This is a genomic window from Streptomyces sp. NPDC037273, from assembly GCF_055603625.1.
In genome coordinates this window covers 281178-295178 of sequence record NZ_JBVJVO010000010.1, presented here as the reverse complement: position 1 = coordinate 295178, position 14001 = coordinate 281178, and the positions used below count along the sequence as shown (strand labels likewise).

At 68.7% G+C, this 14001-nt stretch carries 14 protein-coding genes and 1 tRNA gene; 7 read left to right on the top strand and 8 right to left on the bottom strand.

Annotation, left to right across the window (positions count from 1 at the left end):
- The 3 genes from ACZ7G1_RS26240 to ACZ7G1_RS26230 form a co-directional block, all read right to left on the bottom strand.
- Nucleotides 1-887 (bottom strand): DEAD/DEAH box helicase (locus ACZ7G1_RS26240; RefSeq protein ID WP_470876300.1); only part of this gene is annotated, 887 nt, incomplete at its 3' end.
- Between the two features lie 258 nt (nucleotides 888-1145).
- A complete protein-coding gene (locus ACZ7G1_RS26235) occupies nucleotides 1146-1349 on the bottom strand; it encodes a cold-shock protein (protein ID WP_020133169.1) in 204 nt (67 codons plus the stop codon).
- 359 nt (nucleotides 1350-1708) lie between these two features.
- Nucleotides 1709-1779 (bottom strand) — tRNA-Gly (locus ACZ7G1_RS26230).
- Between the two features lie 409 nt (nucleotides 1780-2188).
- On the opposite strand from ACZ7G1_RS26230, the gene dcd reads away from it, so the two are divergent.
- A complete protein-coding gene (dcd, locus tag ACZ7G1_RS26225) occupies nucleotides 2189-2764 on the top strand; it encodes a dCTP deaminase (protein WP_266966911.1) in 576 nt (191 codons plus the stop codon).
- A gap of 13 nt (nucleotides 2765-2777) precedes the next feature.
- On the top strand, nucleotides 2778-3275 hold the full coding sequence (locus ACZ7G1_RS26220; protein ID WP_024755952.1) for a phosphoribosyltransferase: 498 nt from the start codon (nucleotides 2778-2780) through the stop codon (nucleotides 3273-3275).
- Between the two features lie 58 nt (nucleotides 3276-3333).
- On the opposite strand, the gene ACZ7G1_RS26215 is transcribed toward ACZ7G1_RS26220, so the two are convergent.
- Complete coding sequence (locus ACZ7G1_RS26215; protein WP_470876297.1) at nucleotides 3334-4197, bottom strand: Yip1 family protein; 864 nt, start codon at nucleotides 4195-4197, stop codon at nucleotides 3334-3336.
- Nucleotides 4198-4397: 200 nt separating this feature from the next.
- Between ACZ7G1_RS26215 and ACZ7G1_RS26210 the strand changes: the two genes are divergently transcribed.
- Nucleotides 4398-5000: a hypothetical protein gene (locus ACZ7G1_RS26210; protein ID WP_470876295.1), complete on the top strand. Its 603-nt coding sequence runs from the start codon at nucleotides 4398-4400 to the stop codon at nucleotides 4998-5000.
- Between the two features lie 64 nt (nucleotides 5001-5064).
- Here the strand turns inward: ACZ7G1_RS26210 and ACZ7G1_RS26205 are convergent, their stop codons facing one another.
- Together ACZ7G1_RS26205 and ACZ7G1_RS26200 are read right to left on the bottom strand one after the other, a co-directional pair.
- A complete protein-coding gene (locus ACZ7G1_RS26205; RefSeq protein ID WP_470876293.1) occupies nucleotides 5065-7320 on the bottom strand; it encodes a (Fe-S)-binding protein in 2256 nt (751 codons plus the stop codon).
- Between the two features lie 107 nt (nucleotides 7321-7427).
- Nucleotides 7428-7943 (bottom strand): sugar transferase, encoded by a 516-nt coding sequence (locus ACZ7G1_RS26200; protein ID WP_470876291.1) that lies wholly within the window; start codon nucleotides 7941-7943, stop codon nucleotides 7428-7430.
- A 228-nt stretch (nucleotides 7944-8171) separates the two neighbouring features.
- Here ACZ7G1_RS26200 and dnaK point away from each other — a divergent pair, with 228 nt between their 5' ends.
- The 4 genes from dnaK to ACZ7G1_RS26180 are packed head-to-tail and all read left to right on the top strand — an operon-like array spanning nucleotide 8172 to nucleotide 12309.
- On the top strand, nucleotides 8172-10013 hold the full coding sequence (gene dnaK / locus ACZ7G1_RS26195) for a molecular chaperone DnaK (RefSeq protein ID WP_470876289.1): 1842 nt from the start codon (nucleotides 8172-8174) through the stop codon (nucleotides 10011-10013).
- On the top strand, nucleotides 10013-10648 hold the full coding sequence (gene grpE / locus ACZ7G1_RS26190) for a nucleotide exchange factor GrpE (RefSeq protein WP_470876287.1): 636 nt from the start codon (nucleotides 10013-10015) through the stop codon (nucleotides 10646-10648). The genes dnaK and grpE overlap by 1 nt, the downstream gene beginning before the upstream one ends.
- Before the next feature lie 34 nt (nucleotides 10649-10682).
- Nucleotides 10683-11861 carry a molecular chaperone DnaJ gene (gene dnaJ / locus ACZ7G1_RS26185; protein WP_470876285.1) on the top strand — a complete coding sequence of 393 codons (1179 nt, stop codon included), beginning with the start codon at nucleotides 10683-10685 and terminating at the stop codon, nucleotides 11859-11861.
- 4 nt (nucleotides 11862-11865) lie between these two features.
- Nucleotides 11866-12309 carry a heat shock protein transcriptional repressor HspR gene (locus tag ACZ7G1_RS26180; protein WP_383438555.1) on the top strand — a complete coding sequence of 148 codons (444 nt, stop codon included), beginning with the start codon at nucleotides 11866-11868 and terminating at the stop codon, nucleotides 12307-12309.
- 72 nt (nucleotides 12310-12381) lie between these two features.
- On the opposite strand, the gene ACZ7G1_RS26175 is transcribed toward ACZ7G1_RS26180, so the two are convergent.
- Both ACZ7G1_RS26175 and ACZ7G1_RS26170 read right to left on the bottom strand, forming a co-directional pair.
- Nucleotides 12382-12849: a hypothetical protein gene (locus ACZ7G1_RS26175; RefSeq protein WP_470876282.1), complete on the bottom strand. Its 468-nt coding sequence runs from the start codon at nucleotides 12847-12849 to the stop codon at nucleotides 12382-12384.
- 5 nt (nucleotides 12850-12854) lie between these two features.
- The gene (locus ACZ7G1_RS26170; protein WP_470876280.1) at nucleotides 12855-13859 is read right to left on the bottom strand and encodes a helix-turn-helix transcriptional regulator; all 1005 of its coding nucleotides are present in this window, start codon (nucleotides 13857-13859) and stop codon (nucleotides 12855-12857) included.
- Nucleotides 13860-14001: the final 142 nt, after the last annotated feature.

Sequence of the window (14001 nt, the reverse complement as noted above, 5' to 3'; positions counted from 1 at the left end):
AGGAGGTGGTGTTCCATCGTGGTGACCGCACCCTGGGAGGGGTCGACGGAGTGGACGACGGGGTCGGTGAGGTAGCGGCGGACCAGGAGGTCGACGTTGCGGTCCAGGGTGGCGGAGAACAGCATCCGCTGGCCCTCGGGGCGTACCTGGTCCAGGAGAGCGGTGACCTGGGGCATGAAGCCCAGGTCGGCCATCTGGTCGGCCTCGTCCAGGACGGTGATCGCGACCTGGTCCAGCCCGCAGTCGCCTCGGTCGATGAGGTCCTTGAGGCGCCCGGGGGTGGCGACGACGACCTCGGCACCGCCGCGCAGGGCGCCGGCCTGGCGCCCGATGGGCATGCCGCCGACCACGGTCGCCAGGCGCAGCCTGACGGCGCGTGCGTACGGCGTGAGGGCGTCGGTCACCTGCTGGGCCAGCTCGCGGGTGGGGACGAGGACGAGGGCGATCGGCCGGCGGGGCTCGGCGCGCTGCCCGGCGGTGCGGGCCAGGAGGGCCAGGCCGAAGGCGAGGGTCTTGCCGGAGCCGGTCCGGCCGCGGCCCAGCACGTCACGGCCCACGAGGGAGTTCGGCAGGGTCGCGCCCTGGATCGGGAACGGCACGGACACGCCCTGCGCGGTGAGCGCGGCCAGGAGCTCCCTGGGCATGTCGAGCTCGCCGAACGCCTCGACGGCGGGCAGCGAGGGCGTGATCGTCTTGGGGAGTGCGAACTCTCCCTGTACCGCGGCGGGCCGACGGCCGCGGCCGCCCGCGCGGCTCGGGTCTCCCGCACGGCTGGGGGCGGACGAACCGAAGCGACCGGACCGGACGGGAGCGGCGGTGGAGCCGAAGGCGGAGCCGCCGGTGCGGCGGCTGCGGGAGGAGCGGCTGTTCGTGCGTGTGGGGTTCATTCGGAACCTTCCTGGATGCGGCACGTCATCAAGGAATTCCCGCAGCGGTGGAGCGGCGCGGGGAACCGAAAGAACGGGCCGAAGGTAATGCGAAAGCGGATCCCGCTCGCATGGAGTCTGTATCGGCGCGGGCGCTGGAATCCGAAAGGGAGTGACGTCGACGGCTGTCCCGTAAATGAAAACGCCGCCGGAAAATGCCTGTAGCTGGGGCCCGCACCCCGAGGGATGCGGGCCCCAGCTACGAACTATGCGTCAGCTTCAGGCGGGAACGATGTTCTCGGCCGTCGGGCCCTTCTGGCCCTGCGCGATGTCGAAGGTGACCTTCTGGCCTTCCTGCAGCTCGCGGAAGCCCTGGGCGGCGATGTTCGAGTAGTGGGCGAACACGTCGGGGCCGCCACCGTCCTGCTCGATGAAGCCGAAGCCCTTTTCCGCGTTGAACCACTTCACGGTGCCAGCAGCCATGTCATATCTCCTTTGGGCAGTACACCGGAATCCGCACTTTACGGATGCCGTGTCGCCGCGATGATGCCCTGCCCGGAAAATGACCGGAAATAAAAAGTGCTCCTGCGTGGCGGAGGTCCGCCTGGAGACACTTGAAGTCTTTGGGTACCAAAACTGCAACTGATATCGACAGTAGCAGGTCGCAGCGGCTTCTGCGTGTAGATCAATCGCCCTCTGTGCGTTGCGGTAAAAACTCTCCCTGCGGGGCCCGCTAAATTCTCGGCCCGCGATCATAGATAGTGACTCACCCTGAGTGCAGCATTTCGGTGACTCTAGACAACGAAGAAGGCCCAGGTCTCTGACCTGGGCCTTCTCTCAAGAGCGGATGACGGGAATCGAACCCGCGCTATAAGCTTGGGAAGCTCATGTTCTACCATTAAACTACATCCGCGTAACGCGAGCCGATTGATCAAGGCTGCATCGTTGCACACTGTACCCCATGGGCCACTCGAGGCGAAGTTCACGTGGGTGGGGTGTGCGGAGTGCCGCGTGGAAGGTGCCCTCTTGATCCCCTAATGTGGCTGATCGTCCACCGCATGTGTAGGGGAAGGGACTTGATGGGTTCCATGGAGCGCACCGTCGTCCGCTGTGCCGAGGGGCATGTTTTCAGTACCGCGTCGTTTCCGCTTCAGCAGTTGGGGGCGGGGCGCATCGGGCCTGGGCGGTTGATCCGGTGTCCGCGGTGTGCGCGGCTGCGGCACGCGGTGCCCGTGGAGACCGGGCGGCGCTGAGCCGAGGAGGCCGGGGCGCGGACGGCTGCCGATTGGGGCAGGTCCGCGCCCTCTGCGTATCGTGGGGGCGTGCTTCTCTCAGACAAGGACATCCGGGCCGAGATCGACGCCGGACGGGTGCGCATCGACCCGTACGACGAATCCATGGTGCAGCCCTCGAGCATCGACGTGAGGCTTGACCGCTTCTTCCGGGTGTTCGAGAACCACCGCTACCCGCACATCGACCCCGCGGTCGAGCAGTTCGACCTGACGCGTGAGGTCGAGCCGGAGGGTGACGAGGCGTTCATCCTGCACCCCGGCGAGTTCGTGCTCGCGTCGACCTACGAGGTCATCACCCTGCCGGACGACATCGCTTCGCGGCTGGAGGGGAAGAGTTCCCTGGGGCGGCTCGGGCTGGTGACGCACTCGACCGCCGGGTTCATCGACCCCGGTTTCTCGGGGCACGTGACCCTGGAGCTGTCGAACCTCGCCACCCTGCCGATCAAGCTCTGGCCGGGTATGAAGATCGGGCAGCTGTGCATGTTCCGGCTGAGCTCGCCCGCCGAGTTCCCGTACGGGAGCGAGCGGTACGGCTCGCGGTACCAGGGACAGCGGGGGCCGACGGCCTCCCGTTCGTTCATGAACTTCCATCGGACCCAGGTGTGAGGCGGGCGCAGGCATGAGTGAGGTACGCGAGAACCTGACGTACGAGGGCTTCGGGACGGCCGTACGCGAGCTGGCGCAGACGATCGCCGACGACGGCTACGAGCCCGACATCGTGCTGTCCATCGCCCGCGGCGGCGTCTTCGTCGCCGGCGGTCTGGCCTACGCCCTGGACTGCAAGAACATCCACCTCGTGAACGTCGAGTTCTACACGGGCGTGGGGACGACCCTGGAGATGCCGGTCATGCTCGCGCCCGTGCCGGACGCGATCGACTTCAGCGACAAGAAGGTGCTCATCACCGACGACGTCGCCGACACCGGCAAGACGCTCAAGCTCGTGCACGACTTCTGCGTCGACCACGTCGCCGAGGTCCGCTCCGCCGTCATCTACGAGAAGTCCCACTCCCTCGTGAAGTGCGAGTACGTGTGGAAGAAGACCGACGAGTGGATCAACTTCCCCTGGTCGGTCGAACCGCCCGTCGTGAAGCGCGAGGGCCAGGTCCTCGACGCCTGAAGCCCCGGACGCGGAGAAGGCCCCCACCGGCTGCGGTGGGGGCCTTCTCGTGTGTCGGTTACAGCGTGCCGAGCTTGATGAGGCTGAGCAGGGCGATCAGCTGGATGGCCGAGGCGCCGAGGGCCTTGGGCCACGGGAGGTCGTGGGAGCGGCCGACCATGAGGGTGAAGAGGGCGCCGGCGGCCAGCCAGGTGAGCCAGCCGACGACCTGGACGAGGCCGTTCTCGCCGCCGAGGAAGAGGGCGAGGACGAGCCGGGGCGCGTCCGTGATCGACATGATCAGCATGGAGAGGCCGACGGTCGGCTGCCAGGCGCCGTCGCCGCCGAGCTGGCGGGCGAGGGTGTGGGTGACCGCGCCGAGGATGAGCCCGCCGACGACGAAGCCGGTGGCGGTCATCAGGACGTACGGGATCGCCGTCGACAGCGTCGCGTTGATGGCCTCGTCGCGGGCCTTGTCGAAGCCGAAGATCGCGAGCAGGCCGTAGAGGAAGGTGACGATCAGCGCCGGGCCCCAGACGGCGTGGTCGCGCATGCGCAGGAAGGTGTCCGCGGGGCGGAGCACGATGCCGCCGAGGAGGGCCTTCCAGGGCAGCCGGGGGCCGACGGGGGCGGGGGGAGCCTGGTGGCCACCCGCCTGGGCGTACGGGTCGTCGACGCTGAACATCTGCGTGTGACCCGGGTTGTCGGCCGTCGAGTACTGCTGATGGTGCTGCTGCTGCGGGTCTCCGAAGTACTCCGGCTCCCCGTACGGCTGCTGCTGCCGCTGCCCCTGCTGTCCGTACGGCTGCCCCTGCGGTGGCTGCTGCCACTGCTGCTGCGGGTACGGCGGCGGGGCCGCCTCGTACCCGTACGGCGCCTGCTGCGGTCGTTGGTGCTGCGGGGGGCGGTTGTCCCGGCCGCGTCCGTTCCTGAATCCAGCCACGTCATTGAACGTACCCGGTCCCGCTGTGGGCCCGCTCCTTTGCGGCTGACCTGTGACATCCCCTAGGGGGCGTGAAGGTCGTGACGCGGTCGCGGGGGAGGCGAGGGGTGGCCGTTACGAATCCGACGTATCGCCTCAATGTGGGACTCGTAGCTTCGGTGATGTCAGCGATTCAGAGACCTCAGCTAGGAGCTCTTTCGATGCGTGCCACCCGTCGTACCGTCCGTACCGCCGCCGTCGCCACCGGGGCCGTGGCCGCCCTCCTCCTCCCGGCCGCCGGGGCCTTCGCCGCCGACGGGCCGGACCAGGACCCGGCGCCGGCCCCGACGGCGAGCGACCAGCCGGGGAGCGACCAGCCGGCGAACGACCAGTCGGTGTTCTGGCGGAACGTGGACCTCGCCGACGGCTCGCTCGCGAAGGTGTACCAGGACGGGCCCGGGCGCTTCTCCGCCGAGATCTACGGGGGCGGCTCGCTGATCGACACGCTGGTCAGCCGGGACGGGAGGTCCGCGTACGGGGAGAACAACGGGCTCCACGTGGTGCTGCGGCCGGACGGGACGGTCTCCTCCTGGATGGACAAGGCGCCCGCCCCGAAGCCGACCCCCAAGCCGACCCCCAAGCCCAAGCCCAAGCCGGTTCCGAAGAAGCAGGTCAACACCACCAAGGTGGTCAAGCTGCCGGACGGGCACACCGCGACCTTCTTCGCGGGCAAGGACGGGCGGCCGTACGTGAAGCTGTCGGTGCCGGGCGGGAAGAGCTGGACGTACAACTTCCACGGGAAGCTCGTGGCCCACACGCGCTGAGGAAGCCGAGAAAAGGGCCGCCCCGCGCGTCTCGCGCGGGGCGGCCCTTTTCTCGTGTCCGGGATCAGACGGCCGGCTCCGGCTCCTCGGCGGGCTCGGGCTCCGGGTCGGCCGGGGTCTTGACCGATTCGAGGAGGAGCTGGGCCACGTCGACGACGGTGACGGACTCCTTGGCCTTGCCCTCGTTCTTCTTGCCGTTGACCGAGTCGGTCAGCATGACGAGGCAGAACGGGCAGGCGGTGGAGACGATGTCCGGGTTGAGGGAGAGGGCCTCGTCGACGCGCTCGTTGTTGATGCGCTTGCCGATCCGCTCCTCCATCCACATCCGGGCACCACCGGCGCCGCAGCAGAAGCCGCGCTCCTTGTGGCGGTGCATCTCCTGCTGGCGCAGGCCGGGGACGGCCGACATGATCTCGCGCGGCGGCGTGTAGACCTTGTTGTGACGGCCCAGGTAGCAGGGGTCGTGGTAGGTGATGAGGCCCTCGACCGGGGTGACCGGGACCAGCTTGCCCTCGTCGATGAGGTGCTGGAGCAGCTGGGTGTGGTGGATGACCTCGTACTCGCCGCCGAGCTGCGGGTACTCGTTGGCGATGGTGTTGAAGCAGTGCGGGCAGGTGGAGACGATCCGCTTGGCCGACTTCGGCTTCTTGGTCGACTCGTCCTCGTCGTCCTCGCCGAACGCCATGTTCAGCATGGCGACGTTCTCCTGGGCGAGCTGCTGGAACAGCGGCTCGTTGCCGAGGCGGCGGGGGGAGTCACCGGTGCACTTCTCGTCGCCGCCCATGATCGCGAACTTGACGCCCGCCATGTGCAGCAGCTCCGCGAAGGCCTTGGTGGTCTTCTTGGCGCGGTCCTCCAGGGCGCCGGCGCAGCCGACCCAGTAGAGGTAGTCGAACTCGGAGAGGTCTTCGACGTCCTTGCCGACGATCGGGACCTCGAAGTCGACCTCCTTGGTCCACTCGACGCGCTGCTTCTTGGCGAGGCCCCAGGGGTTGCCCTTCTTCTCCAGGTTCTTGAGCATCGTGCCCGCCTCGGACGGGAACGCGGACTCGATCATCACCTGGTAGCGGCGCATGTCGACGATGTGGTCGATGTGCTCGATGTCGACCGGGCACTGCTCGACGCAGGCGCCGCAGGTGGTGCAGGACCACAGGACGTCGGGGTCGATGACGCCGTTCTCCTCGGCGGTGCCGATGAGGGGGCGCTCGGCCTCGGCGAGAGCCGAAGCGGGTACGTCGGCGAGCTGCTCGGGCGTCGCCTTCTCGTTGCCCTCCATGTCCTTGCCGCCGCCGGCGAGCAGGTACGGCGCCTTGGCGTGCGCGTGGTCGCGCAGCGACATGATGAGGAGCTTGGGGGAGAGGGGCTTGCCGGTGTTCCAGGCGGGGCACTGCGACTGGCAGCGGCCGCACTCGGTGCAGGTGGAGAAGTCGAGGATGCCCTTCCAGGAGAACTGCTCGACCTGGGAGACGCCGAAGACGGCGTCCTCGGCGGGGTCCTCCCAGTCGATCTCCTTGCCGGCCGTGGTCATCGGCTGGAGCGCGCCCAGGGCGGTGGAGCCGTCGGCGTTGCGCTTGAACCAGATGTTCGGGAAGCCGAGGAAGCGGTGCCAGGCGACGCCCATGTTGGTGTTGAGCGAGACCGTGATCATCCAGGTGAAGGACGTGACGATCTTGAGGCAGGCGAAGCCGTAGGTGAGGTACTGGATCGTGCTGAGGTCCAGGCCGTCGAGCAGCGCGATCAGCGGGTACGAGGCGAAGAAGCCCGGCTCCCAGCTGGTGACGTGGTGCTGGACGCCCTCCAGGGCGCGGAGCGTCATGATGCAGACGCCGACGATCAGGATGACGGCCTCGACGAAGTAGGCCTGGCCCGTCTTGGAGCCGGCGAAGCGGGACTTGCGGCCCGCCTTGGTCGGCTTGCTGAGCTGGCGGATGACGATGAGGGTCACGATGCCGAGGACGGTCATCAGGCCGAGGAACTCGGTGAAGATCTCGTACGGCAGCCAGTCGCCGATGATCGGGATCAGCCAGTCGGCCTGGAAGAGCTGGCCGAAGGCGTTCACGATGGTGAGGAGCAGCGAGAAGAAGCCCACCGCGACGAACCAGTGCGCGAAGCCGACGATGCCCCAGCGGTTCATCCTGGTGTGGCCGAGGAACTCCTTGACCAGGGTGATCGTGCGCTGCTTGGGGTCACCGGTACGTGTACCGGCGGGCACCGGCTGACCGAGCCGCACGAAGCGGTAGATCTGCACGGTGGCGCGGCCGAACAGCGCGACGGCCACCACCGTGATGGCGATCGACACGATGATCGCGGCGAGTTGCATGACGGGCTCCTCGGGCGGGCCTACTAAGCGGTAACTTATTGAGTTCCCGCTGAGATTACCCGGTCACGGCGCCGCGCTGTAGCGGCACTGGCGGTGATATGTGTCGCTCAGGCAAACCTTGCCGCGCGACGCCTGCGGACTGCTGGAAGCGTACGCGCCAGGATGGTGAGGTCCATCCCCAGCCAGTGGTGGTCCACATAGTGGAGGTCGAGCAGCTCGCGCTCCTCCCACGGCAGCTCCGAGCGCCCGCTGATCTGCCAGGGTCCGGTGAGCCCCGGACGCACCGAGAGCCGGCGCCGTCCGTCGCCCGCGCACTCGCGGTGGGTGGGGGTCAGCGGGCAGGGTCCGACCAGTGACATCCGGCCGGTGACGACGTGCAGCAGCAGCGGCAGCGCGGCCAGCGGGCTCTTCGTGCGGAAGGTCAGCATCGTGAACGGCCGGCCGTCCAGGCCCGCGACCTTCCGGCGGCGCAGCACCGGGCCGTCGCCGCTGAGGGTGACGGAGACGGCGGTGCCGGCGATCAGCGGCGCGAGGACGAGAAGGAGAAGGGCCCCGCCCGCCACGTCGAACGCGCGCTTCCCCGACACGGCGCGCCTTCCCGTCGTCGCGCGCTTCCCCGTCATGCGGTCACACCCTCCGGCGGTAATCCTGGAAATCCAGGGATCCAGGGATTTGTCCGGACTCTCTCACGCGTGTCCCGTCCCGCCAGGGAACGACGCGGGTGACGCACTCGTTGAGCGGGTGGGCCGACGAAGACTTGAGTCGACCCCGCTCAGGTCTGTTGACGCGACGCGCGTCCTCGTGCATCCTTGAGTCAGTTCCACTCAAGTCAGTCAGCTGGAGGAATCGAAATGGCACGTGCGGTCGGCATCGACCTGGGCACGACTAACTCCGTCGTCAGCGTTCTCGAAGGCGGCGAGCCCACCGTCATCACCAACGCCGAGGGCGCCAGGACCACGCCGTCCGTCGTCGCCTTCGCGAAGAACGGCGAGGTGCTCGTCGGCGAGGTGGCCAAGCGCCAGGCCGTCACCAACGTCGACAGGACCATCCGGTCGGTCAAGCGCCACATGGGCACCGACTGGAAGATCGAGATCGACGGCAAGAACTTCAACCCGCAGCAGATGAGCGCCTTCATCCTGCAGAAGCTGAAGCGCGACGCCGAGGCCTACCTGGGCGAGAAGGTCGTCGACGCGGTCATCACCGTCCCGGCGTACTTCAACGACTCCGAGCGTCAGGCCACCAAGGAGGCCGGTGAGATCGCGGGCCTCAACGTCCTGCGCATCGTCAACGAGCCGACCGCGGCCGCCCTGGCCTACGGCCTCGACAAGGACGACCAGACGATCCTCGTCTTCGACCTCGGTGGCGGCACCTTCGACGTGTCCCTCCTGGAGATCGGCGACGGCGTCGTCGAGGTGAAGGCCACCAACGGTGACAACCACCTCGGTGGTGACGACTGGGACCAGCGCGTCGTCGACTACCTGGTGACGCAGTTCCAGAACGGCCACGGCGTGGACCTGGCCAAGGACAAGATGGCTCTCCAGCGTCTCCGCGAGGCCGCGGAGAAGGCGAAGATCGAGCTCTCGTCCTCGACCGAGACCACGATCAACCTGCCCTACATCACGGCTTCCGCCGAGGGCCCGCTGCACCTGGACGAGAAGCTCACGCGCGCCCAGTTCCAGCAGCTCACCTCGGACCTGCTCGAGCGCTGCAAGGTGCCGTTCCACAACGTCATCAAGGACGCGGGCATCAACCTCTCCGAGATCGACCACGTCGTTCTCGTCGGTGGCTCGACCCGTATGCCGGCCGTCGCCGAGCTCGTCAAGGAGCTGACCGGCGGTCAGGACGCCAACAAGGGCGTCAACCCGGACGAGGTCGTCGCCATCGGCGCCGCGCTCCAGGCCGGTGTCCTCAAGGGTGAGGTCAAGGACGTCCTGCTCCTCGACGTGACCCCGCTGTCCCTCGGCATCGAGACCAAGGGCGGCATCATGACCAAGCTCATCGAGCGCAACACCACGATCCCGACCAAGCGGTCCGAGATCTTCACGACGGCCGAGGACAACCAGCCGTCCGTGCAGATCCAGGTCTACCAGGGCGAGCGCGAGATCGCGGCGTACAACAAGAAGCTCGGCATGTTCGAGCTGACCGGTCTGCCGCCGGCCCCGCGTGGCGTCCCGCAGATCGAGGTCGCCTTCGACATCGACGCCAACGGCATCATGCACGTGACCGCGAAGGACCTGGGCACGGGCAAGGAGCAGAAGATGACCGTCACCGGCGGCTCCTCGCTGCCGAAGGACGAGGTCGACCGGATGCGCCAGGAGGCCGAGCAGTACGCGGACGAGGACCACCGTCGCCGCGAGGCCGCCGAGTCCCGCAACCAGGGTGAGCAGCTCGTCTACCAGACGGAGAAGTTCATCAAGGACAACGAGGACAAGATCCCGGCCGAGGTCAAGACCGAGGTCGAGACCGCGCTCGTCGAGCTGAAGGAGAAGCTCAAGGGCGAGGACACCGCCGAGATCCGCACCGCCACCGAGAAGGTCGCGGCCGTCTCGCAGAAGCTCGGCCAGGCGCTGTACGCCGACGCCCAGGCCGCTCAGGCCGCGGGTGGCGACGCCGGCCAGGCCCAGGCGCAGGACGACGACGTCGTCGACGCCGAGATCGTGGACGAGGACAAGCCGAAGGGCGGCGCTGCCTGATGTCGGAGGAGACCCCGGGCTTCGAGGAGAAGCCCGACGTCCCCACCGACGGCACGCCCGAGGAGACCGAGGCCGCCGCCTCCGCCGACCAGGCGGGGAAGGCGGCCCCGGCCGGGGACGCTACTGACGTAGCCGTACTGGCGCAGCTGGACCAGGCCCGCAAGGCGCTCGAGGAGCGCACCGGGGACCTCCAGCGGCTCCAGGCCGAGTACCAGAACTACCGCCGCCGCGTGGAGCGGGACCGGGTCACGGTCAAGGAGATCGCCGTCGCGAGCCTCCTGTCCGAGCTCCTTCCCGTGCTCGACGACGTCGGCCGGGCCCGGGACCACGGCGAGCTCGTGGGCGGGTTCAAGTCGGTGGCCGAATCGCTGGAGACCGTCGTCGCCAAGATGGGTCTGCAGCAGTTCGGCAAGGAGGGCGAGCCCTTCGACCCGACGATCCACGAGGCCCTGATGCACTCGTACGCGCCGGACGTCACCGAGACGACCTGCGTGGCGATCCTGCAGCCGGGGTACCGGATCGGCGAGCGGACCATCCGGCCCGCCCGCGTGGCCGTCGCCGAGCCCCAGCCGGGCGCGCAGGCGAAGGCCGAGGAGTCCGAGGACGCCGACGCGTCCGAGAAGGACAGCGAGTAACAAGCCGTACCCGCACGCGGGAGGAGGGACGTCGATGAGCACGAAGGACTTCGTCGAGAAGGACTACTACAAGGTTCTCGGCGTCCCCAAGGACGCCACCGAGGCCGAGATCAAGAAGGCCTACCGGAAGCTCGCCCGCGAGAACCACCCGGACGCCAACAAGGGCGACACCAAGGCCGAGGAGCGCTTCAAGGAGATCTCCGAGGCGAACGACATCCTCGGTGACCCCAAGAAGCGCAAGGAGTACGACGACGCCCGCGCGCTCTTCGGGAACGGCGGCTTCAGGGCCGGCGGTCCCGGCGGCGGCTCGTTCAACTTCGACCTGGGCGACCTCTTCGGAGGCGGCCAGGGCGGGGCGGGCGGTGGCTTCGGCGGTGGCGGCGGTGGCATCGGGGACGTCTTCGGCGGCCTGTTCAACCGCGGGGCGGCCGGGGGCACCCGTACCCAGCCGCGGCGCGGCCAGGACATCGAGTCCGAGGTGACGCTCAGCTTCACCGAGGCGATCGAGGGCGCGACCGTACCGCTGCGGATGTCCAGCCAGCAGCCGTGCACGGCCTGTTCAGGCACCGGCGACAAGAACGGCACGCCCCGGGTGTGCCCGACCTGTGTCGGCACCGGTCAGGTCTCGCGCGGCAGCGGCGGCGGCTTCTCGCTCACCGACCCCTGCGTCGACTGCAAGGGCCGCGGTCTGATCGCCGAGAACCCCTGCGAGGTCTGCAAGGGCAGCGGCCGTGCCAAGTCCTCGCGCACCATGCAGGTCCGGATTCCGGCGGGCGTCTCCGACGGGCAGAAGATCCGGCTGCGCGGCAAGGGCGCGCCGGGCGAGCGCGGCGGGCAGAACGGCGACCTGTACGTCGTCGTGCACGTCGACGCGCACCCGGTCTTCGGCCGCAAGGCCGACAACCTCACCGTCACGGTGCCGGTCTCCTTCGTGGAGGCGGCGCTCGGCGGCGAGATCAAGGTCCCGACGCTGGGCGGCCCCCCGGTCACCCTGAAGCTGCCCGCGGGTTCGGCGAACGGTCTGACCATGCGCGCCCGGGGCAAGGGCGCGGTCCGCAAGGACGGCACCCGCGGCGACCTCCTCGTGACGGTCGAGGTCGCGGTGCCCAAGGAGCTGGACGACAAGGCACGAGAGGCCCTGGAGACCTACCGCGAGGCGACCGCCTCCGAGGACCCCCGGGCGGAGCTGTTCCAGGCCGCGAAGGGAGCGTGACCCGATGGACGGACGCCGACGCAATCCTTTTGAACTGACCGACGAGTCGCCGGTGTACGTCATCTCGGTGGCGGCGCAGCTCTCCGGTCTGCATCCGCAGACGCTGCGGCAGTACGACCGGCTGGGCCTGGTCTCGCCGGACCGCACGGCCGGCCGGGGGCGGCGCTACTCGGCCCGTGACATCGAGCTGCTCCGTCAGGTGCAGCAGCTGTCGCAGGACGAGGGCATCAACCTGGCCGGGATCAAGCGCATCATCGAGCTGGAGAACCAGGTCGCGGCGCTGCAGAGCCGGATCGCCGAGCTGTCGGCGGCGGTCGACGGCGCGGCGGCGGCGATGCGCCAGCGCGAGGCCCAGGTGCACGCCTCGTACCGGCGGGATCTGGTGCCCTATCAGGACGTGCAGCAGGCGAGCGCCCTCGTGGTGTGGCGCCCCAAGCGCGGCGAGTAGTACTGACGTGCCGAGGCCCTGTCCACAGCTGTGGACAGGGCCTCGGGCGTGTCCGGCCCCGGCGGGAGCGCCTCAGGGGATCAGTTCGCCGATGATGTCGCCGACCGTCTCGAACCAGGGGGCCGCGCCGGTGCCGAAGGCCGCTGCCAGGGCGGTGCCGAGGGCGATGTCGCGGGGCGTGGCGCCGGGCTCCCAGGTGTCGATGACCTTGCCGTTCCCCGAGCAGAGGAGCTCGCCGACGCGGCGGCCGTCGCGGGTGAAGCGGCTGTAGTCGTATCCGCTGGGGACCAGGCGGTAGCGGACGCCGTCGGTACGGACGTCGACCCGGTAGGAGTGGCGCAGCAGCCGTCCCCGGGCGGGCCGGACGCGGGCGGGCTCCCCGTCGACCGTGAGGGACAGCAGGGCGGCCTTGCGGGTCCCGATGGGGGTGTGGGCGTCGGGAGGCGTTCCCGGGGCCCGTACGAGCTCCACGGCGGGCAGTCCGTGGCCGGTGACCCGGAGGGTGCCCGCGGGTCCGTCGAGGTCGATCTGGACGTACACGGGCGTCAGCTGTCCCCTTCGAGGATGCCGGACTGCGCGATCAGGTAGCCGAGCTGGGCGCGGCTGCCGCTGCCGAGCGCGGCGGCGAGTTTGGCTATGTGGGCGCGGCAGGTGCGCACGTTCATGCCGAGCCGGCGCGCGATGGCCTCGTCGACGTGGCCTTCGACGAGGAGTTTGGCGATGGAGCGCTGGACGCCCCCTATGCCGTCCACGGACGGGCTGTAGGGGATCTCCTCCTCCCAGGGCACGCCGTGCAGCCAGAACTGGTCGAAGACGCCGACGAGGTACTGGACGAGGCCTTCGTGGCGGAGTTCGAGGGCGACCTGGCGGTCGCTGCGGGCGGGCACGAAGGCGACCTTGCGGTCGACGATGATCAGCCGGTCGATGATCTCTTCGAGGGTGCGCAGTTCGAGGCCGTAGGGGGCGACCCGCTCGACGTAGGCGAGGGTGGCGGGGTGGTGCCGGGCGGTGTGCTGGTAGAGCGTGCGCATCCGGACCCCGCGGTTCAGCAGGGGCTGCATCCGGCGCAGGGCCGCTTCGAGGGTGTCGGGTCGGCGGCCGCTGCCGGGCTGGATGGTGAGGAGTTCCTCGGTGCACTCGTTGATGACGCGGTCCAGCGTCGCGTTGATGACGCTGAGGCCTTCGAGGACGGTGATGGCCTGTGCGGCGGAGGGGTCGGGGGTGTGGATGGCCAGGAATGGCTCGAACGCGTCGGCGAGTGCGATGGCGTGCTGCCGACGCGCCTGTATCTCTTGTTCGATGGGGTGGATGAGCTGATTGAGGGCGATCGAGGGCGACACCGGGTGCAGCCACTGGCTGTCGTCGGGGTCGGGGTGAAGGAGGGAGAGCTCCTTCAGGCACGGGGCGGCCGCGGCCTCGGAGCGGGCGATTCGCCCCGTGCGGAGTGCGTTCGCGTACAGCTCCTTGCCCACGTCGCATAGTTCACCGTGACTGTGGTTATGGCCCGATCCGTCACATTCCAGACTCATTTGCACCCCCCTCAGGGTCATGAATTACAGGAACATGATGCCCGGGTTGGCTGGTGGACGGGTCATGAGTAAGTCATCGTCTAACTCGCGGGGGGGAGGTAGTGATCAAAAGAGGTGGAGATCGGCCATGACCAGGATGGTTCGTGCACTCAGCGCCATAGCC